Origin of the sequence: Ornithinibacillus contaminans (genome assembly GCF_001038425.2) — a bacterium.
Taxonomy (GTDB): domain Bacteria; phylum Bacillota; class Bacilli; order Bacillales; family Amphibacillaceae; genus Ornithinibacillus; species Ornithinibacillus contaminans.
In genome coordinates this window covers 1-26,623 of sequence record NZ_LDPV02000050.1, presented here as the reverse complement: position 1 = coordinate 26,623, position 26,623 = coordinate 1, and the positions used below count along the sequence as shown (strand labels likewise).

The 26,623-nt window shown below is 39.2% G+C and carries 22 protein-coding genes; 16 read left to right on the top strand and 6 right to left on the bottom strand.

Annotation, left to right across the window (positions count from 1 at the left end; translation table 11 throughout):
- The first annotated feature begins 62 nt into the window (after positions 1 to 62).
- Positions 63 to 620 (top strand): DUF402 domain-containing protein, encoded by a 558-nt coding sequence (locus JF53_RS13345; RefSeq protein WP_047982103.1) that lies wholly within the window; start codon positions 63 to 65, stop codon positions 618 to 620.
- A gap of 22 nt (positions 621 to 642) precedes the next feature.
- On the opposite strand, the gene JF53_RS13340 is transcribed toward JF53_RS13345, so the two are convergent.
- Together JF53_RS13340 and JF53_RS13335 are read right to left on the bottom strand one after the other, a co-directional pair.
- Complete coding sequence (locus JF53_RS13340) at positions 643 to 1,869, bottom strand: ABC transporter permease (protein WP_047982094.1); 1,227 nt, start codon at positions 1,867 to 1,869, stop codon at positions 643 to 645.
- Positions 1,862 to 2,794 (bottom strand): ABC transporter ATP-binding protein, encoded by a 933-nt coding sequence (locus JF53_RS13335; protein ID WP_047982093.1) that lies wholly within the window; start codon positions 2,792 to 2,794, stop codon positions 1,862 to 1,864. Before JF53_RS13335 ends, JF53_RS13340 begins: the two co-directional genes overlap by 8 nt.
- A gap of 400 nt (positions 2,795 to 3,194) precedes the next feature.
- Here JF53_RS13335 and JF53_RS13330 point away from each other — a divergent pair, with 400 nt between their 5' ends.
- Positions 3,195 to 3,701: a DoxX family protein gene (locus tag JF53_RS13330; protein WP_047982092.1), complete on the top strand. Its 507-nt coding sequence runs from the start codon at positions 3,195 to 3,197 to the stop codon at positions 3,699 to 3,701.
- A gap of 61 nt (positions 3,702 to 3,762) precedes the next feature.
- On the opposite strand, the gene JF53_RS13325 is transcribed toward JF53_RS13330, so the two are convergent.
- Positions 3,763 to 4,137, bottom strand: coding sequence for a PH domain-containing protein (locus JF53_RS13325; RefSeq protein ID WP_047982091.1), 375 nt, complete (start codon positions 4,135 to 4,137; stop codon positions 3,763 to 3,765).
- 103 nt (positions 4,138 to 4,240) lie between these two features.
- Between JF53_RS13325 and JF53_RS13320 the strand changes: the two genes are divergently transcribed.
- The 7 genes from JF53_RS13320 (at position 4,241) to JF53_RS13290 (ending at position 14,962) form a co-directional block, all read left to right on the top strand.
- Positions 4,241 to 4,849, top strand: coding sequence for a superoxide dismutase family protein (locus JF53_RS13320; protein ID WP_047982090.1), 609 nt, complete (start codon positions 4,241 to 4,243; stop codon positions 4,847 to 4,849).
- A gap of 259 nt (positions 4,850 to 5,108) precedes the next feature.
- Positions 5,109 to 5,858, top strand: a complete 750-nt coding sequence (locus tag JF53_RS13315) for a DeoR/GlpR family DNA-binding transcription regulator (protein WP_047982089.1) — start codon at positions 5,109 to 5,111, stop codon at positions 5,856 to 5,858.
- Between the two features lie 17 nt (positions 5,859 to 5,875).
- On the top strand, positions 5,876 to 7,174 hold the full coding sequence (locus JF53_RS13310) for a four-carbon acid sugar kinase family protein (protein WP_047982088.1): 1,299 nt from the start codon (positions 5,876 to 5,878) through the stop codon (positions 7,172 to 7,174).
- Positions 7,171 to 8,187 (top strand): 4-hydroxythreonine-4-phosphate dehydrogenase PdxA, encoded by a 1,017-nt coding sequence (gene pdxA, locus JF53_RS13305; protein ID WP_047982087.1) that lies wholly within the window; start codon positions 7,171 to 7,173, stop codon positions 8,185 to 8,187. Before JF53_RS13310 ends, pdxA begins: the two co-directional genes overlap by 4 nt.
- Positions 8,188 to 8,303: 116 nt before the next feature.
- A complete protein-coding gene (locus JF53_RS13300; protein ID WP_047982086.1) occupies positions 8,304 to 9,704 on the top strand; it encodes a GntP family permease in 1,401 nt (466 codons plus the stop codon).
- Between the two features lie 616 nt (positions 9,705 to 10,320).
- The gene (locus tag JF53_RS13295) at positions 10,321 to 11,523 is read left to right on the top strand and encodes an MFS transporter (RefSeq protein WP_047982085.1); all 1,203 of its coding nucleotides are present in this window, start codon (positions 10,321 to 10,323) and stop codon (positions 11,521 to 11,523) included.
- Positions 11,524 to 11,773: 250 nt separating this feature from the next.
- A complete protein-coding gene (locus tag JF53_RS13290; protein ID WP_047982084.1) occupies positions 11,774 to 14,962 on the top strand; it encodes a DEAD/DEAH box helicase in 3,189 nt (1,062 codons plus the stop codon).
- Positions 14,963 to 15,130: 168 nt separating this feature from the next.
- Here JF53_RS13290 and JF53_RS13285 read toward each other — a convergent pair whose 3' ends face one another.
- Entirely contained in the window at positions 15,131 to 16,423 is a 1,293-nt protein-coding gene (locus JF53_RS13285; protein WP_047982083.1) for a hypothetical protein, read from the bottom strand.
- 583 nt (positions 16,424 to 17,006) lie between these two features.
- Between JF53_RS13285 and JF53_RS13280 the strand changes: the two genes are divergently transcribed.
- The 7 genes from JF53_RS13280 to JF53_RS13250 all read left to right on the top strand — a co-directional run bounded on the left by JF53_RS13280 (position 17,007) and on the right by JF53_RS13250 (position 24,485).
- Positions 17,007 to 17,960: a TAXI family TRAP transporter solute-binding subunit gene (locus tag JF53_RS13280; protein WP_047982082.1), complete on the top strand. Its 954-nt coding sequence runs from the start codon at positions 17,007 to 17,009 to the stop codon at positions 17,958 to 17,960.
- Between the two features lie 99 nt (positions 17,961 to 18,059).
- Positions 18,060 to 18,590 (top strand): DUF1850 domain-containing protein, encoded by a 531-nt coding sequence (locus JF53_RS13275; protein WP_053071974.1) that lies wholly within the window; start codon positions 18,060 to 18,062, stop codon positions 18,588 to 18,590.
- Complete coding sequence (locus JF53_RS13270; RefSeq protein WP_047982080.1) at positions 18,583 to 20,592, top strand: TRAP transporter permease; 2,010 nt, start codon at positions 18,583 to 18,585, stop codon at positions 20,590 to 20,592. Before JF53_RS13275 ends, JF53_RS13270 begins: the two co-directional genes overlap by 8 nt.
- Before the next feature lie 93 nt (positions 20,593 to 20,685).
- Complete coding sequence (locus JF53_RS13265; RefSeq protein ID WP_047982079.1) at positions 20,686 to 22,020, top strand: MATE family efflux transporter; 1,335 nt, start codon at positions 20,686 to 20,688, stop codon at positions 22,018 to 22,020.
- A gap of 217 nt (positions 22,021 to 22,237) precedes the next feature.
- Positions 22,238 to 22,846 (top strand): lysozyme family protein, encoded by a 609-nt coding sequence (locus JF53_RS13260; protein ID WP_047982078.1) that lies wholly within the window; start codon positions 22,238 to 22,240, stop codon positions 22,844 to 22,846.
- Positions 22,847 to 22,917: 71 nt separating this feature from the next.
- On the top strand, positions 22,918 to 23,298 hold the full coding sequence (locus JF53_RS13255; protein ID WP_047982077.1) for a RidA family protein: 381 nt from the start codon (positions 22,918 to 22,920) through the stop codon (positions 23,296 to 23,298).
- Between the two features lie 14 nt (positions 23,299 to 23,312).
- Entirely contained in the window at positions 23,313 to 24,485 is a 1,173-nt protein-coding gene (locus JF53_RS13250) for an iron-containing alcohol dehydrogenase (RefSeq protein ID WP_047982076.1), read from the top strand.
- Positions 24,486 to 24,564: 79 nt separating this feature from the next.
- Here the strand turns inward: JF53_RS13250 and JF53_RS13245 are convergent, their stop codons facing one another.
- Together JF53_RS13245 and JF53_RS13240 are read right to left on the bottom strand one after the other, a co-directional pair.
- Positions 24,565 to 24,810 carry a DUF1450 domain-containing protein gene (locus tag JF53_RS13245; RefSeq protein WP_047982075.1) on the bottom strand — a complete coding sequence of 82 codons (246 nt, stop codon included), beginning with the start codon at positions 24,808 to 24,810 and terminating at the stop codon, positions 24,565 to 24,567.
- A gap of 82 nt (positions 24,811 to 24,892) precedes the next feature.
- The gene (locus JF53_RS13240; protein WP_047982074.1) at positions 24,893 to 26,251 is read right to left on the bottom strand and encodes an MATE family efflux transporter; all 1,359 of its coding nucleotides are present in this window, start codon (positions 26,249 to 26,251) and stop codon (positions 24,893 to 24,895) included.
- Between the last annotated feature and the right edge of the window lie 372 nt (positions 26,252 to 26,623).

Sequence of the window (26,623 nt, the reverse complement as noted above, 5' to 3'; positions counted from 1 at the left end):
GAAATAAAATTACAATGGAGGTAGAAAAAACAAAAAAAGGCAGATTGGAACGGGGGAGCTTCATGAAACGAAAATACGCCAATAAGCGTGGCGGTCTAAAACCAGCAACTGAAAAAAGCTATACGCAATTAGCCATAGACACAGAAACATTTGAAGGAAATATCGTATTAATCGAGGTGGGGAATGTTACAGAAAAACTTGAGATAGATTATCAAGATAAAACAATCTGTATTTTAAACCATCATTATTCTTGGCTACAGCAGTTTCCTACTGGAAAAAACCATGTAATTACGACCATATTTAATGAATTAGGTAACATTGTACAATGGTATATCGATATTTGCTTTCAACACGGCGTAGAGAATAATATCCCGTTTCTAGATGATTTGTATTTGGATATTGTTGTTTTGCCGACAGGGGAAACATACCTTTTAGATGAAGATGAATTAGAAGAAGCGTTACTTAATGGCGATATAAATAGAGAATTATATGACTTAGCCTGGGCCGAGGTAACAGAGGTAATGAAACAAATCGAAGCGCGAGAATTTACGATTCTAGAGCTCGCTAATGAACATCGGATGTTATTACAGAAAAATAAAAATACAAGACCTCAGGAATAGACTCCCTGAGGTCTTGTGGTTATTAAGAACGAATCCATTTCCAGATTTCGCCTGGTGTTGCGTTTTTACCGTACATAAGAATTCCAACCTTGAAGATCTTACCAGCAAGCTTCATCAACAACAAGATGCTGATTACTAGAATCACAAGGGCAATAATAATTTCAATCCATGGCCATTCGTCTAGAATGGTTAATCGCATAATCAATACCCCTGGTGATGTGAAAGGAATGTACGATGCGACCTTCGCGACTATCCCACTTGGATCCCCTAGCACAGGTCCCGCTAACACGAAGGATAGGAACGGCAGCATCATAACCATCCCTTGGAAATTACCACTGGTAGACATGTCAGCCATCGTAGCACCAATCCCCACAAAGATGGATGAGAATAGCAGGTAGCCAAGGATGGCAATCACTACTAATAATAATGTCTCTGGTACGAGCAGATACTCTATTATTGGTTCATCAATTTTTGTTGCAGCAAAAGGAACCACAAATAGTAGTAATACAGCTACTTGAATGATACCAAGTACAAAATAACCGATAATCTTTCCTTGCATTAAATCCCCAGGTGTTACAGATGATAAAATGATTTCGGCAATTTTATCCTTCTTTTCTTGAGAAGCGCTTTGGAATATCATCATGCCAGTAACGACAATAGCAAATAAGATGATACCAGCAAAAATACCAGGAACAAGTTTTTCCATTGGATTTTCGGTAATAACTGATTCTTCACCACTTACTTGGTAGTCATCAGCAGATGTTTCCTCAAATACGATACCATTTGTAATAATGTTCAGTTCTTCCTCCGTTAAATCCAGTTGAGCGATGCGCATTTGCTGGATTGGACCAGTTAGTAGCTGAACATTTGTACTAAAATCGGAACTAATATCTTCGGAAGTATATACTGGTATGACACCATTTTCTAATGCATCAGCGTTAAAAAAGATATACGCCGTATTTTCGCTGTTTTCTAATTCTTCTTGTAGTTCATCTTCCGTTAAATCAGTTAGATTGATGGTCCAATCTAATTCAAATTGCTCGGATATTTCTTCTACTAAATCATAGATGCCTAATTCATCATTAATGAATACATTTGTCGCAGCATCATCATCTGATCCACCGAATAGACTACCTAAAAACCCAAATCCAAGAATTAAGATTGGTGTTAAAAACAACCCAATGATAAAGGATTTGTTTTTTAAATTCCGCTTAATTTCCCATTTTGCGACTTTCATGGAGTTACGCATTCAGCTCACCCTCCTCCTGGATTAAATTCTTGTTGGTAGCAATATCAATAAAGATTTCATGTAAGGATATTCGATTGATTTTTAACTCTTGAACGAGCAGATTGTCTGGTAAGCCTTTTAGCCAGCTAGTCGGTTCCACATCGTGCTCCAGGTAGAGGATAGACGATTCATCACGTTGTTCTACCCGCTGAACCTTAGCGATGTTTTGTAAATCGGAAAGGTTATTCTTCCCGCGAATTGTACATTTGTAGTTTGCATATTTTGTTTTTACTTCATCTAACGTACCATAAATAACCTTCTGACCATTTTGGATCATGAACAGACGATCACACATTTCTTCTACTAAGTTCATTTGATGGGAGGATAATAAAATAGCAGTACCCTTGTCAGCTAGACTACGAATTTCTTCTTTAAATATGTCCTGACTAACGGGATCTAATCCAGAAAAAGGTTCATCTAAAATAAGTAGTTCTGGTTCGTGGAGAATAGAACCGATGAATTGTACTTTTTGCCCCATCCCTTTTGACAATTCATCAACGGCAACTTTTTCTTTCCCTTCTAAATCAAACTTCTTTAAGTACATTAAGATACGTTCTTTTGCTTTATCAAGCGGATAATCCTTTAACTCTGCTAAGTATAATAGAATATCCATTACCTTAACGTTCTTATAAAGCCCTCGTTCTTCTGGTAAATATCCAATTTTATGACGAGGAATTTCTTTTCCATTATGATTATGGAAGGTAATCGATCCTTTATCAGGATACATAATTCCCATGATATTTCGGATGGTAGTTGATTTACCAGCTCCGTTAGGGCCTAGAATTGCCATGATTTCGCCTTTCTTTACTTCAAACGAAATGCCCTTTAACGCTTGCTTGTCTTTGAAGGATTTCTCGATTCCTTCGACCGTCAGCATTACTTCCATACTGTATACTCCTCCAATTCCTTTATTTTTTGGGTAGTAGATAGGAACGCATAGTATTCCAAAATGTAATACGTCTTATGACTGGAAAAGTTCCCGCTTTTTAGCTACTTCATAACTAAAGTATTTCATTTCCTTAAAGGTTGGTCAACCATATATTTCAATGAAACGTTGTTGTGAAGCGCTTTTTTAAGTATTTACTTAAACAGTAAAACAGCCTAATGGTGCCCTGTGTTCACGCTTCTGTCACAAACGAAAACTTTTTGTGAAATAATGAGCAAAAACTATTTACGTTTAAAAAATGCCATGGTATTATCAAAGTGTAATAAGGAAACACCTTTACAATATATTGTGAAATGTTGAGCAAGTAAACAAACCTAAATAATAAGGAGATGGATGTAAGATGATGGACTTCATTCGTACTAATAAAGTAGCAGCAGGAGTATTAGCAATTATTCGTATCTACATTGGTTATGCTTGGGTGACAGCGGGTATTGGAAAATTAACAGGTGGCGGATTTGATGCAAGTGGATTCTTACAAGGAGCAATCGCAAGTGCAGGTGGAGATCATCCAGCAGTTCAAGGCTGGTGGGCAACATTCCTAGAACATGTAGCACTTCCAAACGCAGAATTATTCAGCTTTATGGTAATGTGGGGAGAAGTATTAGTAGGTATCGCGTTAATCCTAGGTATCTTCACTAACTTTGCAGCACTAATGGGTATCACAATGAACTTCGCATTCCTATTCAGTGGAACAGTTAGCACAAACGCTCAAATGGTATTACTAACCGTATTCCTAATCGTTGCTGGATTCAACGCAGGTCGATATGGCTTAGACAGATGGGTTATCCCATTCGTAAAACAACACACACCACTTGGCAAACATAACAAAAAAGTAGCAGTTGCATAAATAAATTAATAAAGCAAAAAAAGTTGGTCTTCCTAATCGAAGGCCAACTTTTTTTGTACGATTAACAAACATAATCCGCAAGTACTTGTTGTACCTTATAGATGTTTAATTGTTTATTGAAGGTTTTTTCGATTGGTGCGTCTGATCCTGATAGCCAAATCTTTAGCTCGGCCTCCAGATCAAATGTACCTGCAGTTTCAACGGAAAAATGTGTAATGCTTTTATAAGGAATAGAATGATACGCTACTTTTTTTCCGGTTACGCCTTGCTTATCGACAAGGATTAATCGACGATTGGTAAAAATAATTAAATCACGGATTAGCTTATAAGCATGCTCAACTTGCTCTTGTGGCGAGAGCAACTGACCAAGCTCTTTTTCTGCAGTCTGACTGTTAATCTCGGAAGCATTTCCCATCATCCCATCAAAAATACCCATAAAAATTCCCCCTTTTTTCATTCCTTTTTAGTATAAATGAATGTTTTACGTTTATTCCAGATATTCTTGTACACAATAATCTTGAAAAATAACAACTGGAGGGATGAACGTGACGATTCGATGGATAACTTGGATTGCAATTCTAACAGTAGGGCTATTTGCTACGTGGATGGATGAGGATAACCAAAAGAATGATATTAATGAAAAGGAAAAGGAAGAAGATACTAGCATAGAAACAGCGGGTGTGCAGAAGGAACCCATTAATAGCCTATTAGTCACACTGGTTAACACGGACGGTGACAAAATAGGGGAAGCTACACTAAAACAGGAATCAGATGGAGTTCGTATTAGTATAGAAGCAACGGACTTGCCACCTGGAACACATGGATTTCATATTCATGAAAAGGGACTATGCGAACCCCCTACGTTTGAATCAGCCGGTAGCCATTTTAATCCAACCAATGCCAAGCATGGATTCAAACATCCTGAAGGCCCGCATGCTGGAGACTTACCAAACATAGAAGTGAAAGAAGATGGAACCGTAGCTACATCAGTTTTAGCGGAAATGGTGACATTAGAAACGGGAAAAGAAAACTCCTTACTAGGATCAGATGGAACAGTATTAATGATTCATTCGAAAGCGGATGATTATAAATCACAACCAGCGGGGAATGCTGGTGACCGCATCGCCTGTGGCGTAATCGCTAACTAGTATCGTTTATGGCTGGAACATAAGTGACAAGGGAAGAAAGAAAAACGACTTTTCGAAGCGTGTAGTATGCATCAATCGTCAGCTTTTGGCTTCCTGTAAACACTTTTGTTCCAGCCTTTTTTCGAGCGATAATGTTAACTTTGAACAAACTTTGAAAAAAATTAACAATTATTCTTGACATTTTTGTGATAAAGTAACATAATAACAGTGTAATTAATGATAATACATGAAACATTATCAAGTAAAAAGGACTGATGTTATGCAACCATCAGAACGAAGAAAATGGGTTTTAGATAAAATCCAAGCAGAAGGTAAAGTTGAAATTGATTCATTATCTGAAGCGTTAGACGTTTCGCCTATGACGATTCGACGAGATTTAGATTACTTGGAGGAAGAAGGACAAGTGATTCGTGTCCATGGTGGTGCAGTTGGTACAAAGCCGCTCATTACTGAAACCCCTTTCTTGGCAAAAGAAAGTCGGTACGCAGAACAAAAGAAAGTGATTGCGGATAAAGCGGTTTCCCTTATTCATGAAGGGCAAACAATTCTATTAGACTCAGGAACAACAACATTAGAGCTTGCGAAACGATTAAAATCCAAACAGGATCTTACTATTATTACAAATGATATTAAGATCGCGGCGGAGTTAGTGGATAGTAAGTTGAAGGTGATTGTCACCGGGGGAGAATTGCAGAATGATGTTGGCGCATTATTCGGACCGCAAACCCATAACTTTTTAAAACAAATTCATGTGGATTTGTTTTTCTTGGGAGCACATGCCATTGATATCGAAGCAGGTGTTACATCTCCTGCATTCGAAAAATCGTTAGTTAAACAGTTAATGATTCAAGCAGCAGAAACGACGTGGCTAATTGCCGATTCAAGTAAGATCAATGAACGAGCATTTTCCAAAGTATGTGATTTGGATGATTTAACTGGTTTTATAACGGATGATAATTTATCCGAAAAAGCAAGAAATGAATTATCCGACGTAATAGAGATATTGTAAAAGAGGGGTGAGACATCATGAAAGTTGGGGTTGTTGCAGATGATTTAACAGGCGCAAATGCAACTGGTGTCCGACTAAGCAAGCAGGGATTCACTTCCGCAACCGTTGTATTTAATGATACTATTCCAGAAATGGAAGAATTGAATGCGGTATGTATTGATACGGATTCACGCTATGCGTCAGACCATATTGTTGTCAATCGCGTTAAAAGTGCAACTCAAAAATTCCATGAGTGGGGCGCTAAAGTAATTTGTAAGCGTATTGATAGTACGGTTCGTGGGAAAATTGGCTTAGAAATTGATACGGTATTAGACGAAGTGGGAGAAAACAGTGTTGCGATTGTTGTCGCGTCATTCCCGGATTCAGGGCGAGTATGCTCGGGAGGCTACTTACTAGTTGACGGAATTCCAGTTCAGGAAACCGATGTAGCCAAGGATCCTGTCATGCCAATTACCAAATCTTATGTTCCAGCCATCATTGAGGAACAAAGTAAATTTTCAGTTGGAAGTATTGGATTGGATACAGTTCTATCTGATATGGAAACAATTAAACTAGCGATTGAGGAACAAATCGCATTAGGTAACCGCATTATAGTGGTGGATGCAGTAACGGATGAAGATGTGGAAGAAATTGCAGAGGCAATGGCACTTATCAAAGAGGTGAAGCTTGTCCCAGTGGATCCAGGTCCACTAACAGCTGCATATTCCAAAGCCTACACGCACCAACACACAGAACAAAGTAAAGTAATTGTAACTGTTGGAAGTGTCACAAGTCTATCTGGTCATCAGCTACGATATTTAAAAGATAAAACTAATGCATCACCAGTCTATGTTTCTGCTGAAAAATTAGCAACGATGCAAGAGAGCTGGGAAGAGGAAGTAAATCGAGCACTTCGAATTGCATTGGAGCGAATCAAGGAAGATGATGTCTTAATAATAACGACTCATCAAGAAGGCAATGGTCTAGTAGACTTTAAATCCATTGCTGCTCGTGAGAATACTACACAAGATGCACTAGCAAAACGAATCACCGATGGTCTTGCGAAAATTACAAGACTTGTGATGGAGCAAACCGATTATCCAATTCAAGGCTGCTTCACAAGTGGTGGTGATGTTACCGCGTCATTATGTGCATTAAGTATGGCTAACGGGATCAAGTTAGAGGATGAAGTGCTACCATTAGCAGCCTATGGCACCTTAATCGGCGGTCATTTTCCAGGTCTGCCAATCGTCACAAAAGGCGGTATGGTCGGCGATAAAAAATCGATTTATGCAAGTGTAAAATACTTAAAAACAAAAAGGAGTGCAGTTAAATGACACAAGTAAGAGAAACAATCGCAATCCCAATGGGTGACCCAGCAGGAATAGGTCCAGAAATTACAGCAAAAGCACTAGCAAACAAAGAAATCTATGACATGTGTAAGCCGCTAGTTGTTGGGGATGCACAAGTATTCACCAAAGCAATTGAAATCGTAGAAAAAGATTTGAAGGTAAACGTTATTTCTTCACCAGAAGAAGGACGCTACGAATATGGTACTGTTGATTTACTTGATTTAAATAACATTGATATCAATACGTTAGAATATGGTGTTGTGCAAGCACAATGTGGTAAAGCTGCATTCGAATATATCGAAACATCTGTTAATCTAGCAAAAGCAGGTAAAGTAAAAGCACTAGCTACTACACCTATCAACAAAGAATCACTAAAAGCTGCAGGTGTACCTTACATCGGTCACACAGAAATGCTTGAATCCTTAACAAATACTAAAGATCCATTAACCATGTTTGAAGTTCGCAACATGCGTATCTTCTTCCTAACTCGTCACTTGTCTGTAAAGGATGCAATTGCACAAATGACAAAAGAACGCGTGCGCGACTACCTAGGTCGTTGTGACAAAGCGCTTCAACGTCTTGGTGTGGAAAGCCGCAAGATTGCTGTTGCTGGTCTAAACCCACATAGTGGTGAAGGTGGATTATTCGGAATGGAAGAAGTAGAAGAAATTCGTCCAGGTATTGAAGCTGCTGTTGAAGATGGTATCGATGCAGTCGGCCCAGTTCCAGCTGATTCTGTATTCCATCATGCATTAAACGGAAAATTCGACGCAGTATTATCACTTTACCATGACCAAGGACACATTGCTGCGAAGATGACAGACTTCCACCGTACGATTTCGATTACAAATGGTCTACCATTCTTACGTACATCTGTTGACCATGGTACAGCATTCGATATCGCAGGTAAAAACATCGCTGCAAGTGTCAGCATGGAAGAATGTATTAAACTAGCTGCACAATACGCACCTAGATTTACTGCAGAAACAATGGCATAAAATAAATAGATAAAACATAATTATAGGCTAATTCTAGTATGACTGAGGATGCCTAATCATCCTCAGTCTATTTATAACATGAATGTAAGCCATTACACATCAAGGGGGACAAAAACATGGAAGTTTCAGGAACACAAATGATGATTGGACTTATTTTAGGTATTGCCTTATTAATTTTCTTTGTACTAAAAACGAAGATTCATGCATTTCTTGCGTTACTAATTGCGGCATCTGTTACAGGTATTGTAGGTGGGATGAATCCTACCGAGGTTGTAAGCGCTATAACTGGCGGCTTTGGAAGTACCCTTGCCTCCATCGGTATTATTATCGGTTTAGGGGTAATGATGGGACGTATTTTAGAAGTATCAGGAGCAGCTGAAAAGCTTGCCTACACATTAATTAAGAAGCTTGGAAAACGCAAAGAAGAGTGGGCAATGGCAGTTGCAGGTTATATCGTAGCCATTCCAATCTTTGTTGACTCAGCATTTGTTATTTTACAGCCTTTAGTAAAAGCTCTTTCTAGAAAAACAGGTAAATCAGTTATTGCATTAGGTGTAGCGTTAGCGGTTGGATTAGCTGCAACTCACCATGCGGTACCACCAACTCCAGGACCGCTTGGTGTTGCAGGTATTTTCGGTGCAGATGTAGGTATGATGATCATTGCTGGATTACTCTTCTCTATTCCGATTATTATAGTTGGGGTATTATACGCAAAATGGATTGGTAAGAAAATTCATCAAGTTCCAGAAGAAGATGGCGATGGATTTGTCCGCTTAACAGAAGCAGAAGTATATAAAGAATTCTTAGACGAAGTAGATGAAAGAGAGAAAAACCTTCCTTCATTTATGAAAGCAATTATGCCAATTCTATTACCGATTATTCTTATTTTCTTAAACACAACATTAGGTGCATTAAACGATGCAGGGATTTTTGCAATCAATGATACCGTGTTATCGTATGTACAATTCCTTGGTAACCCAGTTATCGCAGTAGCACTTGGTTTAATCGTAGCTATTTACACCTTAGCTAGTAACCTACGCCAAACAGAAGCATTGGATCGTATGGAAGAAGGAATCAAAACTGCCGGTATTATCCTTTTAGTTACAGGTGCTGGTGGAGCATTAGGTAACGTTCTACGTGTAAGTGGAACTGGTGACTTTATCGCAGAACAAATTGCAACATGGTCAATCCCAGCTATCTTAGTACCATTCTTTATTGCTACCTTCGTACGTTTAGTACAAGGAAGTGGAACAGTTGCGATGATCACAGCTGCATCCATTTCTGCACCAATCGTAGCAACACTAGATGTAAACCTTGTATTAGCAGCACAAGCAGCTGCACTAGGTGCGATGATCTTCTCTTACTTTAACGATAGCTTATTCTGGGTTGTAAATAGAATGCTAGGAATTAAAGATGTGAAGGAACAAATTCTAGTATGGTCTGTCCCAACAACAATCGCGTGGGGCGTATCATTAGTAATGCTAGTATTAGCTGACTTTGTTGTCGGAATGTTTTAAGTGAAACTAGAAGAACTCTGAGTGATGCTCAGGGTTCTTTTTTTGGTAACGGTTTGGTTAAACCCAAAAATTTTTGCTTCAACACCCACAAAACACGAATATATGTTCGTGTTTTTGGGTAAGCTATGCTATAATCAAGGACAAGATAATGTTCTTTTAGGATGGTCGGCTAACCCTTTACAAAAACGGGGGTGATGCCTTTGAGGATGTATGAAGTCATGACTTTACTAGGGGATTTTGGAACACTCTTATTGATGCTTCTTTCCTTAATTGTAGCTATAATCCACAAAGAATAAAATAGACCTTCCCATTAGCCCTGACAAGACAATTGGAAAGGTCTATTCATAACTGTGGCCGATTTCCCTGGGGGAACCGCTTATCGCCTTGAGTCCAGTATTACTGGGCTCATTTTTTTATCTTCTTTCAGTATACCATAGCAGTTGTAAAATATATACATGTAACAATGCCGAAATACCTAATTTTCTTCAGATATGTCGTTATATCCTACTTCCGAATCATAATCAGAAATGACGAGGTATGATGGAGTTTTAATCATTCCATTTCCCATAGTCCTGCTGTATAATATATTTCGAGTATCGAAGGAAGGGAGAAAACTATGGGGGCACAACTGGACGTACAACAAGCAGAGCAAAGTAAAGAAAGGATTTGGACGCGAGACTTCATCTTCATCTGTCTGGCCAATTTCTTTATCTTTTTCGGCTTTCAGATGTCCTTACCTACACTCCCACTGTTCGTAAAGGAACTAGGTGGCAGTGATCAATTAGTTGGTGTAATTGTTGGGATATTTACCTTTTCTGCCTTATTAATGCGACCATATGCTGGTCATGCATTGGAAAGTAGAGGTAGACAATTTGTCTATATGACAGGATTGGCTATATTTGTCGTGTCAATCGGTTCATTTGCATTTATTGCAAGCATTGCCTTTTTACTAATAATGCGGGTTGTTCAAGGCATTGGGTGGGGACTATCCACTACAGCAACTGGAACAATCGCAACAGATATTGTACCGGCAAGTCGGCGTGGGGAAGGACTTGGCTATTTTGGGCTGTCCGGTAATATTGCACTTGCGTTTGGTCCGGGGCTTGGATTAGCACTTGCGGGAAAGATTTCCTTTACGTGGCTATTTTTGATTTGTGCGATTTTTGGTTTAGTAGCATTTTTATTATCGGCAAAGGTTCACTATAAAAAGGTGGAGCAATCAGTGGAAAAAACAGTCACGCCGAGATTTGATGTGTTTGAAAAATCAGCGCTTCAACCAGCCATATTAGTATTATTTATTACCTTCACATTTGGTGGAATCGCTACTTTTTTACCATTACATGCGATTGAACAACATGTAACCGGAATAGAAACCTATTTTCTAGTCTATGCTGCCTTTCTATTAATCTCGAGAACCTTCGCGGGTAAAATTTATGATAAAAAAGGGCACTTATATGTATTCCTACCTGGAACGGTAATGATTTTTATCGCCATGATACTTCTATCCTGGCTACCAAACACGTTTATATTGCTCCTTGCTGCAGGTCTTTATGGATTAGGGTTCGGGAGTGTACAGCCAGCATTACAGGCATGGTCTGTTGAAAAAGCGGCAGGAAACCGAAAAGGGATGGCAAATGCGACCTTCTTTTCCTTCTTTGATTTAGGGATCGGATTAGGTGCATTAATATTTGGGCAAATAGCCTTTCTATTTAACTATGGAGCTATTTATCTTACTGGTGCGGGATCTATTGTTGTAGCAATGATCATCTACGTTATCATCGTCATTCGTACCAACAAGCAACAAGCAAGTCAACAGTAGTACATAAGAAGCTGAGTTCAAAGTAAATGAGAAGACAATAAGACGACCGATGACGACTTCATCGTGGAGAATATATACTCGCGTTCGCCTACTATCTTCGAAAAAATACTTGCTCAGCTTCTTTTTTATAACCAAAGTATAATCTACTACATTTTTCCCCATCCTAGTAACAGATTCCAAGGTTTAAAAAATGCGAAAACTCCTATACAATAGAAGAAAAGCGTGTGAAAAAAAGGCAGGTTAATAGAATTTGAAGAAACTGAGTGATATCAATATCCAAAAGCTCTTCCCATCATTGATCTATAAACGAGGGTTAGAATATTACAATCGTGGGAAGGTTATGGGCTTAACATATGACATAAATTATAATGTGTGGACAGCAACCGTGCATGGCTCCGAAGAATATTTTGTCGAGATTAATATGAAAGACTTAGAGAGAGGATCTGTTCATACGTATTGTGATTGCCCAGCATTTGAAACGTATGAATCCTGCAAGCATATTGCAGCGACGTTAATCGGAATTGTTAATGAGGAAGCACCCAACAATGAACAATATTCTAACTACGATTACGAAATTACCAATCGTTTTATCCGGGCGCTTAGTAATGTTGCACAAACAGCAGAGCTAAGTGATATTCTCCCGCAAAAAGAAGAACTAAATGTTTCGTATGTCGTGAAATGGTCATATGATAAAAATCTATTAATCGAATTAAAAGCCGGTGTCAATCGTGACTATGTTGTAAAGGATGCTAAGCAATTTATTCTCGATGTACTTGCTGGCAATGATCACTTTTTCACGAAAATGTTTACCTATTCTCCGAGTCAGCATGCATTGCAGTCGGCGGATAAAGAGATATTTGACATCTTAGGGTCGATTGCTCGGAATGAAAAAATTTACGATGGCTACCATGTTTATCATTATCGCGGCAACGTGAATGACAAGCGATCTATCATGATTCCACCACTAGTTACCGAAGCCCTTTTGGATAAATTGATCGAACGTGACGTTACGGTGGAAGGGAATTCAAGACAGTTTCGCAATACAAATATCTATACGAATCCTTCTATCGAAAAAGGAATCCTGCCGTACCATTTTGCGCTAAACAAAAATGAACGGGATGATTTGCTGTTAACCATGCACGAAGTAGAGGACAGCGTCTATTTCAAAAACTATGAACTGTTATTTTATGAGGGGACCTTTTACTTTCCGAAGAAGGAACAGCTTCCAATCATAGAACTTGTATCACAGTTTGGAAGTATCGATCAACAGCTTCCCATATCGAAAAAACAGGCAGATTCGTTTTTATCGGAGGTACTACCTTCGTTGAAAAAGGTAGGAGAAGTAGAAATTTCAGAAACGGTATCATCGGAAATAATCCAAGTCCCACTTCGGGCTAAACTCTATTTGGAGTCAAAAATGGACTGGGTTATTGGGAAGCTGGAATACCATTATGGGGATCATGTGATTGATCCTTTTAGTGGAAGAGAAGATCATGACGTTATCATTATTCGCGACGTGGAGAAAGAAAAGCAAATCATGCAGCTCATTGAGCATGCTAATTTTCATTACAATGGTCGGGAGTTATTTATCGATGCTGACGAAGAGGAGCTATATGACTTTTTATATAATGTGCTACCAGTTCTCGATGAATATGTTGAATTGTTCCTAACAGCGGAAGTACGCAGCTTTATAATCGAAAATGAGCCTGTTCCTAGAACAACGGTTAGCATGGAGTCCTCCACGAATTTATTAGAAATTGGATTTGATATTGAGGGCTTAAATGATCAAGAAATCACGAAGATATTAGATGCTGTTATCGAGAAGAAGCGGTATTATCGTTTGCAAAGCGGGGAAATACTCTCGCTAGAAGGAGAAGAATTCACATCCATCCATGATTTTTTCCAAAACATGGACATTAAAAAGAGCGATGTACAGGACGGGAAAATTCAAATGCCTGTTTATCGGGGAACGCAAATCGATGAGCTGATTGATACGAAGAAAAATTACGATCCAGCTTTTCGTAAGCTACTTCATCAGTTAAAAGAACCGGAAGAACAGCAGTATGAGCTACCAGGTATCTTAAAAGCATCACTTCGATCGTATCAGCTGACAGGTTACCAATGGTTTAAAGCACTAAGTCATTATCACTTAGGTGGAATTTTGGCGGATGATATGGGGCTTGGGAAGACACTGCAAAGTATTGCCTATATCGCCTCTGAGTCTGGGGTACATCCGCATTTAATTGTTGCGCCGTCTTCAGTAGTCTATAATTGGAAAAATGAATTCGAAAAATTCACACCGGATTTACAGGTAGCTATTATGACGGGAACTCCGCAAGAAAGACAGGAGAGAATCACTACCTTAACCGATGCAGATGTTTGGATTACATCGTATGCGACATTACGACAGGATATTGCGCTTTATCGGGAGTTGACCTTCCAAACGATGATTTTAGATGAGGCTCAGTATATTAAGAATTACGCAACGAAAACTTCGAAAGCAATTCGTGAGGTAAAGGCTGGTAGACGATTTGCCCTTAGTGGTACGCCAATCGAAAATTCCATTGAAGAACTGTGGGCTATATTCCAAGTAGTATTACCGGGTCTAATGCCCAATCAAAAGACCTTTAAGCAGTTATCTCATGAGAAAATTGCATCGATATCAAAGCCATTTATTTTACGTCGCTTAAAAAAGGATGTATTAAAAGAGCTTCCAGATAAAATTGAGTCTGTAAGTGTCTCGGAACTAACCGACCAGCAAAAGGAATTATATGTTGGCTATTTACGGCAGGTTCAACAAGAAGCAGCGCAATCTATTAAAGAAAGCGGCTTTCAACAGAATCGCATGAAAATACTCGCTGGTTTAACCCGACTAAGACAAATTTGTTGTCATCCTTCTTTGTTTATTGAGAACTATCAAGGGAAATCGGGCAAGCTGGATCTGTTAATGGAAACGGTGGATAATGCGATTGCTAACGGGAAGCGAATGTTGATCTTCTCCCAGTTTACGAGTATGCATGAGATCATCATGGAAAAGCTACAGGAAAAAGGAATTGACTTCTTCTATTTAAGTGGTCAAACACCATCACAAGAGCGGGTTACCATGAGTGAACGATTCAATCAGGGGGAGAAGGATATCTTCTTAATATCCCTAAAAGCAGGTGGAACTGGTCTGAACTTAACCGGAGCAGACACGGTAATTTTATATGACTTATGGTGGAATCCGGCTGTAGAAGATCAAGCAACTGGGCGTGCCCATCGATTCGGTCAGAAAAATGTTGTGCAAGTTATCCGCCTCATAACGGAAGGGACCATTGAAGAAAAAATATATGAATTACAGCAAAAGAAACGCGAACTAATCGATAAAGTCGTTCAACCAGGCGAAACGATGCTATCGAGCCTAAGTGAAGATGATGTTCGGGCCTTGTTGAGTATTTAGAGATGTTTTAGTGTTGGGTTTTAATAGTTTATTAATAAAGATGAGCCTGGGACATAAGTAAAATGAAAAGATAAAGTGACGAACCATGCACTAATTCCCGAAGCGGGTATTACGCACAAGTTCGGATTATATCTTGTCAAAAGTACTTATGTCCCAGGCTCTTATTATTCAAACATTAATCTGAAATAATTTTCGTGGACGACCTTTTACATAGGGTTTTTCTTTCCCAACTACTTTAATTACATTTCCAGAAAGTAATTTGTTAACCGTACGCTCAGCACTTCGTTTTGTTACACGGTAGTAATTAGCAATATCGTTCGAAGAAAATGGTTCATTATTCCGCAGCTGTACAAAGTCAATAAAGTTATACGACAACTCATTGTTTAATTTGGCCTTATGAATGAGCGCTTGATAAAGCTGTGATGTATCAAAATGCTTTCGAACACCGAGCGGCCCAATTGTTTCTTGTCGGTCATTAACAATGTAACAGCTACTAATATCATCTCGTGAGCAGGCGTCTAGTGCTAGCTTCGCATGATCTTCCGCCTGTCTGGCAGTTAAACCTAAGCCAAAGCCAATTTCAATCGGTGTATGAAGAACGCTTTCCATTTCCTTCAGTAACGGGAAATCGCGATAATGATTAGTGATATGATCTAACACACCACGTGTACCAAAAATAACATATTGGTTATCATTATTGGTGAGAACAGAAGCATAAGTTTTATGACCAAACTTTAGTAAAATTTGATACAGGCGAAGCTGTAGCTCATGAAGTTGTTCCGCACCTTTTTGTTCTGCAATAGTCTCCCGATTTTTAATGCGTACATACCCGGCTACAATTTGCGCACTTTTACTAGTGTTTAATGTAGCAATGGATTTACATTCTTCAATTGCTTTTTCGATATTGATTTTTGGGACAACCATCTGGTATGTTGGAATTCCCTTTGCTTGAAGACTTTCTTTAACCTCATGTAATGATGTGAGCACATAATCTATCTTACCCGCATCCCAAAGCTTCTGATGATAAGTAACAATTTGATCGATGTCAATGGTAGTTTCTTGTTGATAAGTTACGGTATAAATAGTTTCATCACTTAAATTTAATTCCGAGAGAACTTCCGATACATGTCTAGAATCAACGACATCAATGGATAATCGTCTCAATGCTTCTTGATGGACATTCTTTAAATGGTAGAACGATGTCAAAATCATATATTCATCAAAAGCAACCTGGATAGTTGGTAATCGCTTTTTTGTGATTTTATGCTGGGCATATAAATAAGGTAGTGCCTCTAGGAATAAATAAACATCACACATGAAAGCTTTTTCCACTAAGTGTGGTGCTTCCATCGCTTTCTTGTATATAAATGGAATTGCTTCCACCTCGGAATGCTTTTTTATGTAATTTGAAAATCGATCAACAAGTTCTTTTCTCCCGAAAACGGCAACCTTTATGTTCAACTTATCTTCCCTCCCCAAAGTGAATGCTGGCTAAAATTGTTTATGAAACAAGCTAACGACTAAGTTTCCATGAATTTTAAAGTAGATAAAGAAAATTCTGTCAATTAATGGCGCAATTACGTATTCTTATTTAGCGAACTATTTAACGACATATTGCTTGATTTATCTTAGTCTATGGAATTTTCATACTATTGTCAAGATGCTATCGTTTAATGTAGACGTGATTAACCTAGACAGTCTAATGGCTAGCATGATTAAAATTGATAGCGTTTTCATTTTGATGAAAAGCAAAGGCTATTTACCTGAGAAAGTGGATATAACAGGATTTCTTTGAATATCTACCGTCAAATGAAGGCTGTAGCACCAATCATCAGCTCCCTTGTGAAATTATGGTTGCTACTATAATATCATATTATTTCGATAATTTGTAATAAAATTAAAATTATTAATTTGCGCAAATGAAATCGCTTTATTGTAAGGTTTTTTCATAATTTTTAGGCTATAGTTTTAGCAATAGTTTGACAATAATGGGCAAATGCAAGTAAAATAGTACCTAGGAAAAAAATAAGGGGGAGATTTTATTATGAAAAGGAAACAGTATATCCTTTCGTTTGCAACGCTTTTAGTGTTAGCTTTAGCGCTTGCGGCGTGTGGTGGTAGTAAGCAGTTATCCTTACTAACTGGTGGTACTGGTGGTACATACTATCCATTAGGTGGACAAATTGCTGACATCATATCAGATGAAACAGATTTGCAAGTTACTTCTGCAGCTTCAAACGCTTCCGCGGATAATATTGCAGATCTTGCTTCAGGTGATGCTGATATTGCATTCACACAGACGGACGTTATGGCTAATGCAGTGGAAGGAACCAATTCATTTGAAGGTAATCCAGTTGATAATGTATTGGCGATTGGATCCTTATATCCAGAAACGATTCAAATCGTAACATCCGCAGATTCAGGTATTACCTCTGTTGAAGACCTAGCAGGTAAAAAGGTTTCTGTCGGAGCACCAGGATCTGGAACCTATGTAAATGCTAGCCAAATCTTAGCTGCGCATGGCCTAGATATAGATGCAGATATTGAGGCACAAGACCTTGACTTTGAAGAGTCTACAGGTGGAATTCAAGATGGTAATATTGATGCGGCTTTCATTACAGCTGGAGCACCAACAGGTAGTGTAGAAGGATTAGGTGCAACAACTGATATTGCAATTGTACCAATTGCACAAGACAAAATTGATGCATTAATTGCAGAACATCCATACTATGCAGCGGACGTCATTCCTGCTGGCACATACACAGGTATCGATGAAGAAGTAACAACCGTGGCAGTAATTGCGATGTTAGCTGTATCTGCAGACCTTTCTGAAGAGGACGTATACGACCTAACGAAAGCACTGTATGAGAATGCTAGCAAGATTACACACGAAAAAGGAAAAATGGTTACAAAAGAAACGGCACTTGATGGTATTGGAATTGATCTTCACCCAGGTGCGAAAAAATATTTTGAAGAAGAAGGATTATTATCCGAATAAGTTCACAGATGTGAGCGAAAAGGTGAGGCCGGCTGAGCCTATTGTAGGCTTTATAGCCGGTCTGTCCATTTCTTTCAAATTATCAGGTGTGTGAAGATAATGCGTTTCCTATCGAACAAGCGATTCATCATTAGTATTCTCCTACTAGTCGTCCTATCAATCATTTTATTAGTTCCTCTACGAACTGCCTTAGTATTTTATAAAGAAAATACCAATCAAATTGCTGCCTATCTTCCAGTGGAAGAGGGGGACAACTTTCAAATTATATTTACACATTCCATTCACCTAACAGATGTTGTTGAAATGTACGAAGTTTTACCAGATCATTCGATTCGCCAGGCCGAAATAATCTATGAGCATTATGGAATTGGTATGCCAGCAAATGCTGGGGCTGGTGAAACATTTGTTTATGAGGACGGCAAGTACCATATAAAAGATATGAATCGAATATTTCCTTCGATTGTGTTGCGAAACGGAAAGACGGTTCCAAAGCATCGCCTGGTTTGGGGAGCCCAACAAGAACATATGGTATGGTTTCGAGATTATTTTGAACCAGGTGCCATATATACAATTAAGATTGACCAATTATCATTATGGGATTTGTTGAGAGGAGTGAAAATCCATGAGTGAACATAACATAAATGGAAAAATAGAATTAACACCAGAAGAGCAAGAAGCATTGATGCAAAAATACGATACAGAGTCGAATACCCGTAGTTTAAAGGGGACAGCTGCCATTATAGTTTTTGTTTTGTTGCTTGCTTTCTCGTTGTTTCAGTTATATACCGGTTATTTCGGTGCGTATACAGCTTATATACAACGGACAATACATCTAGGCTTTGCCCTTGCCTTAATTTTTCTATTATTCCCTGCTAGGAAAAAAGGAGATAAGCGAAAGGTTGCTTGGTATGACTATATACTGGCATTGATATCGATAGTGGTCTGTTTGTATTGGCCCGTTTTTTATGATGTGATTGTACAAGAAATTGGTGGGATTACTGGGGTTCAAATGATCATTGGTGGACTCGCTATCCTTCTAGTGCTAGAAGCGACTAGGCGGGCGGTTGGTCTTCCAATTACAATAATTGCTGGTCTAGCCTTGCTTTATGCACTACTAGGTCAGTATATGCCAGGCATGCTAGCACATCGGGGCTTAAGTCTTAATCAATTAATCAATTCGATGTTCTTTACAACCGATGGTATTCTTGGGACACCACTTAAGGTATCCTCTACATTTATTTTCTTGTTTTTATTATTTGGTGCCTTTTTAGTGAAAACAGGTGTTGGAACATATTTTAACGATTTAGCGATTGCGATTGCTGGGAGAAGAACAGGTGGGCCGGCTAAAGTGGCCATCTTCTCTAGTGCATTAAATGGAACGATTTCTGGTAGTTCGGTAGCCAATACCGTAACAACCGGTTCGTACACGATTCCACTCATGAAGCGATTAGGTTACCGGAAGGAATTTGCTGGTGCGGTTGAAGCAGCTGCCTCTACTGGTGGACAAATCATGCCACCAATCATGGGTGCAGCAGCGTTTCTAATGATTGAGTTTGCTGGGGTACCATATTGGGAGATTGCAAAAGCAGCCATCATTCCGGCCATACTATATTTTGCGGGAATATGGATTATGACGCATTTAGAAGCGAAAAAGACAGGATTAACAGGTCTTCCCGAAAGTGAAATTCCATCCAAAAAATCTGTATTGAAAAAAATACATCTATTACTACCAGTATTTGTTATCATTGTCCTATTATTTATGGGATACAGTATTGAACGAACAGCGCTGTTAGGAATTCTTTCCGCAATTATTGTCAGCCTGTTCTTGAAAGAAACGAGAATTACACCGAGAAAATTTGTTGATGCCTTAACATCTGGTGCGCGTACTGCCTTAGGCGTTGCCGCAGCTACGGCGTGTGCGGGGATGATTGTTGGGGTCGTAACGAAGACTGGTCTAGGGTTGAAATTAGGAAATGGTCTTGTTGATATCGCTGGCATGCTTACATCAAATGTAGACGTGCAACTGTTGTTAACATTATTCTTTACGATGGTTACATCGATTATTTTAGGAATGGGTTCCCCAACGACGGCGAACTATATCATCACATCTACGATTGCACTTCCCGCAATCTTAGCGATGAATGAACATCCTGAGGTGGCAATTCCAGTGTTAGCGGCACATATGTTTGTGTTCTACTTTGGTATTGTGGCAGATATTACACCGCCAGTTGCGCTTGCTGCATTTGCGGCATCTGGAATTTCTGGTGGCGATCCGATAAAAACTGGATTTAATGCATCAAGGCTTGCGATTGCTGCGTTTATTATTCCGTATATGTTTATCCTAAATCCAGAAATGCTGATGATTGATACAACTTGGTTAGGTGTTATTTGGATATTGATTACCGCTCTAACCGGGATGATTGCCATCGGTGCAGGGTTAATTGGTTATTGGTATAAGAACCTTAATTGGGTGGAACGAGTTATCTCTATCGTGACAGGACTACTCCTGATGTACCCAGAAGGCTATTCGGATATCGTTGGTCTTGTATTATTTGCTGTGATGCTACTTTACCAATTTATTTTTAAAGGTGACAGCGGATCACAGGAGCAGCTACAAACAGAATCTAAATAAGAAAATGGATGGGTTTCTCAAATCGTGAGGAATCCATCTTTTTGTAATGTCATGATAGAATGATGGTAATGAAAAAAAGAAGGGTAGTTTTTTATGAAAAAGCAACATGATTTTACCCAAGGTAATATTTTCAAACAATTACGTGCCTTTTCAGGGCCAATTATGCTAGCTAATTTACTGCAGACGTCGTATCAATTAGTGGATAGCCTATGGGTAGGAAATTTATTGGGTGCTGATGTGTTAGGTGCCGTAGCAATTTCTGGAACCATTATTTTTACCGTGCTTTCTTTTATTATTGGAATGAATAATGCAGCATTAACAATTCTATCTCAGCAAAAGGGACAGAAAAACCAAGAGGGCATGAAACGATACTTGAATGCCTTTGTCGTCCTGTTAACTGTAATGGCACTCGCGTTAGGAAGTATTGGTTTTATATTTGCAGAGTCCTTGTTGTCATTACTTGGGACACCGGCGATCATTATGGAAAGTGCAACAGCTTATTTGCAAATTAATTTTCTTGGAATGTTATTTTTATTTGGGTACAACTTTATTAGTACCGTGCTAAGGGCTTTAGGAGATAGTAAAACTCCTCTTCGTTTTGTCACGGTTGCTGTTCTATTAAATGTGTTGATGGATCCATTGTTTATTGCGTATTTTGATATGGGAGTGGAAGGTGCTGCATTTGCGACCATAATTTCGCAAGGGGTTGCCTTTTTATATGGAATTATTCATGTATTGCGGAAGAAGCTCGCACCGTTTTCGATCCCAAGGCTGCCGAAGTTACAGGATATTAAACTAATCCTGAATTTAGGTATACCATCTGGTTTACAAATGTCTGTGATTTCCGCGGGCTCGGCTGCTATCATGAGTGTCGTAACGACCTTTGGCGCACCAGTAGTTGGTGGATTTGGCGCAGCTGGTAGATTAGATAGTATCATTATGCTACCTGCTCATGCATTAGGTACGTCAGTTGCCAGCATGGCTGGTCAAAATATCGGGGTGAAGAACTGGGACCGAGTTAATAAAATTGCCAAATACGGCGTACTCTATAATTTCGTTATCATGGCTGGGATTGGGTTGTTAACTGTAATCTTTGCAGAGTATGCGGTACGTTTATTTATACAGGAAGAAGAAGCTGTCCAATTTGGTGCAAAGTACTTGCGAATCATAGCACTTTGTTACCCATTTTTAGGGATAAACTTCATTTTAAATGGCGTTGTTCGCGCATCTGGTGCTATGTATCAAGTGTTAGCACTCAACATCATATCGTTTTGGGTGCTCCGGTATCCGCTATCCTATTTAGCGGCTAAAGTTTTTGGAGATACTGGTATCGCCATCGGAATGGGTGCTAGCTTTATCATCAGTAGTGTCATCGCCTTCTTATACTTTAGATTCGGTAAATGGCGGAATAGGGTGTTGTTTAAGTAAAAGTTGGCTCATAAGTAAACAGATGAATACTGCGCTATTTCCAAAGGGTACTATACACCGACAATAGTTTAGAGATTGTTTTTTTATCCACAACCTGTGGATAAAATGAGGATAACCTCAATATTTTGTAGTATAAAAAAAGAAACAATACGAAATATTGACATGCGAATATGTTAGTATGTGGATAACGAATACGAGATAAATGAGTTGATGGGGAATGAACAAGAAAACGAAAAAAGCAATAAAACAAACAACTACCTTAGTAGTTGCTCTAATAGTAGTATTGGTTGGCATCTCATATTTTGCAAATGAACAACTAGAACAGCCAGAGCAACCCATTATTAGTGAAGCGGTTCAAAACTATAAACCGCTGATAGAAAAGTATGCCCAGCAATATCATGTGGCAAGCTATGTGGATGTATTACTAGCGATTATGATGCAGGAATCAGGAGGTAGAGGATCAGACCCGATGCAAGCATCTGAAAGCTATTGCGGGAAAATTGGTTGTATAAAAGATCCGGAGCTATCCATTAAACAAGGTGTATATTATTTTTCAGAAACATTGGAGACCGCTGGGTATGACATCGAACTTGCGATTCAATCCTATAACTTTGGAAAAGGATTTATTCAGTATGTGCAGAATCAAAAGGAACAATATTCACAGGATATAGCAATTGAATTTTCAAGAGAAATGTATCAAAACGCTCCTGATCAATCCATTTATTCGTGTTTGCGAAAAGAAGCAAAGCAGTATAATGCTTGTTATGGCGATATTTACTATGTTCAGGCAGTGATGCAATATGTTCCTGATGCAACTGAACAGTAAAGAGCCCATCACTGGATATATCCAGTTAAAAAAGCTATTATTTAAACAACAGTAACGAAGGAGGTTCATTGATGGTAAAGGAAATTTATACGGACAAAGCACCTGCTGCGATTGGCCCATATTCACAGGCGATTGAGGCGGGAGATTTTCTTTTTGTATCTGGTCAAATCGGAATTAATCCACAAGATGGTGAAATTGCTTCTGGCATTGAAGCACAAACCAAACAGGTTATGCAAAACCTAAACCACATTTTAACAGAAGCTGGAGTAAGCTTTTCACAGGTATCCAAATTTACAATATATTTAGCCTCAATGAATGACTTTGCAAAGGTAAATGAAATTTATGGCAGCTACTTACAGAAGCCATACCCTGCACGTGCGACAGTTGAAGTAAGTAGATTACCGAAAGATGTTTTGGTTGAAATCGATGCAGTTGTTTACAAAAAAGCGTAAGGAGGAAGTATAAATTGGATAATTTCACTTATTATAATCCGACGAAATTAATTTTTGGGAAAGGGCAATTAGCGGAGCTCCCAAATCAAGTGAAGCAGTATGGTAAAAACGTGCTTGTTGTGTATGGTGGTGGCAGCATTAAACGCAATGGCATTTATGATAATGTAATGGCAAAATTAGCAGAAATCGATGCAGTAGTTTTTGAACTTGCTGGAGTCGAACCGAATCCACGCATTTCTACCGTACGTAAAGGTGTGGAGATATGTAAGCGTGAAGGTATTGATTTCCTACTTGCGGTTGGTGGCGGAAGTACAATTGATTGTACAAAAGCGATTGCGGTCGGTGCCAAAACGGATATCGATATGTGGGATATTGTGACCAAGAAAGCAGAAGCGAACGATGCCTTGCCATTTGGTACAGTTCTCACGCTTTCAGCAACAGGTTCTGAAATGAATAGTGGGTCGGTTATTACCAATTGGGAAACGAATGAGAAGCATGGCTGGGGGCTAGCGCCTTATACATACCCGAAATTCTCTATTCTTGACCCAACACACACAGCATCAGTTCCAAAAGATCAAACTATCTACGGAATTGTGGATATGATGTCACATGTGTTAGAACATTATTTCCACCAAGCAACCAATACACCTGTTCAGGATCGCTTCTGTGAATCCATTTTACTTACCGTGATGGAAACAGCTCCTAAACTGTTAGAAGACCTTGAAAATTACGAGTTACGAGAAACAATTATGCTCTCCGGTACATTAGCATTAAATAACATGCTAAATATGGGATTCCGTGGCGACTGGGCGACGCATAATTTAGAGCATGCCGTTAGTGCTGTTCATGATATCCCACATGGTGGTGGTTTAGCGATTCTATTCCCGAATTGGATGAAGCACGTGCTGGAAGATGAAAATGTTGGTCGATTCAAACAGTTAGCACAGCGTGTATTCCGAGTAAGCACAGAAGGGAAAACCGATCGGGAAGTTGCCTTAGAAGGAATTGAGGGGTTACGTGCTTTTTGGAATAGCATAGGTGCACCGTCTAGATTGGCAGACTATCAAATTGATGCAGAATCTGTTGAACTAATGGCAGAAAAAACAGTGGTAGCACGTCCTGAATATGGAACCTTTAAGACATTAACGGAGCAGGATTCTATCGAAATCTTTAAAGCCAGCCTATAAATGGCACCATCCGACAATTTATTTCCCTGGAAATAAATTCTGTCGATTTAAAACAAAAAAAGTCAAAAAAGAACTAGCCTTATTGATAAATGGCTAGTTCTTCTTTGATAGCAGCTCTAATTTTTTCCAAGCATTCTTCGGGCGTTTGACCAAAGATACGTCTGTTATTCACCAGTGCATACGGTTTTACGCGACATAGCCCGCAAAACGATAAACAGTCACTGGTTAGAACAGCAACCTCAGGAAACTCACTTTCAATAATTTCTTCTATATTTAATCTAGTGATAGCATTACCATCACATAGTTCAACTACGACAATACCCATACTGTATCACGTTCTTTCAGGTGAAATAATGTGGAACCACCTGAATGATAGCATTACCGAATGTGTATTTCAATATTCATGCCTATTCAGTCGCTTCCGTTTTATCCACGAAGCTCATATGAACCCAATTACGCTGTTTCCACCTTCTAAGCATTAAGACACCACGCAACCATTCATCTGCAATGAACCCAATCCATATTCCAATTAGCCCAAGCCCAAGGAATATGCCGAAGAACCAAGCAAACGTTACACTGATACCCCACATCACCACAATACCAATATAAACAGGGAACTTCACATCACCAGCTGCTCTTAGTGAACTGATCATAACTAAGTTAAAGGCTCTGCCCGGTTCTAGAATGATGGTTAGAAGTAATAATGTTGTTCCAGCTTCAATAATGGATGCATTATCTGTGAATATCCCCAAGAATGATCCAGCAACAAGATAGACGATACCTGCCGTGGCAAGCGAGATAAAGATGGAGATTCGTAAGCTTTTTAGAGCACGTTCATAAGCATCCTCTATTTTTCCTGCCCCGATCATGTGTCCGATTAATATTTGTGTTCCTTGACCGATTGCCACGGAAAATAAGAAAATAAACATCATAATATTTTGCGTATAAACCTTAGTCGTAATCGCGATTGTTCCGAGCTGTGCGACAAAGTACGTGATTACCATTTGGCTTGCATTATAGGACAACTGCTCGCCAGCAGATGGAACCCCGATTTTCAACAAGCTTTTAACATGCATTTTCTCATAACGGAAGAAGTTTTTGAAGTCTAGCTCGCCATCCGTCCGTTTGATTAATAGAATGACAAGGGCGATAAATCCGATAAACCTACTTATAGCAGTAGAGTAAGCAACTCCCTCTACACCAAGTACTGGGAATCCAAAAGGCCCAAAGATAGCAAAATAGTTTCCGACGACATTCAGGATATTCATCCCAATCGTAACAACCATCGTATCTTTTGTATGCCCATAACTTCTTAAAATTGCGCCAGTGGTCATAATGAGCGCTTGAACAAAAATAAGACCACCAACGATTTGCATATAGGCAAGCCCTTCATCCATTAATTCATTCGGCAAATCCATCATCGTTAAGATAGGTTTTGCCCACAAAAATAGGACCAAGCTTAATAGAATAGAAAATAACAAGTTTAAGCTTAATGAGTTGATTGCTATTTTTCCTGCCGTTTTTGGTTTATTGGCACCGATATTCTGTGCAATTAATACCGCGGCACCTTGTGCAACAAAACCAAACATTACAATGACAACGGATAAAATTTGATTAGAGACGCCAACAGCGGCAACGGCATTATCCGAGTATTGACTAAGCATTAATGTATCTGCATTACCCATCAGCATATGCAGTAGTATTTCAATGAAAATTGGCCATGTAATCGCAAATAATGTTAAATTCTTCGTCGACGTTTTTCCCAAAGGTGTAACCTTCCTTCTTTATCCACAATAGCAATAGTTTACAATGAATCATTGGAAATAAAAAGAGTAATTTTTCGTGTTCATAAAAACAGGCTGGGACATAAGTAAAATGAGAAGATACAAGGACGAACAATGCACTGATTCAGCGTAGGGAATATACGTAGACTCCTGCGGGAGGAAGGGCTTAGGTGAGACCCCGCAGTGAGGGTGCTACTTGAATAACCTTCTTCGTTCCCTTGCGCTGAGGAAGCATACTCCGAAGCGATACTAGCAGACACAGGCGCACTGCTTTTCAGCGCGAGGAGGCTCAGCAGCCCCCGCGGCAAGGTAGACACTGCGAGGTAGTTTCGAGCAGATGTCACCCCTGTGCTG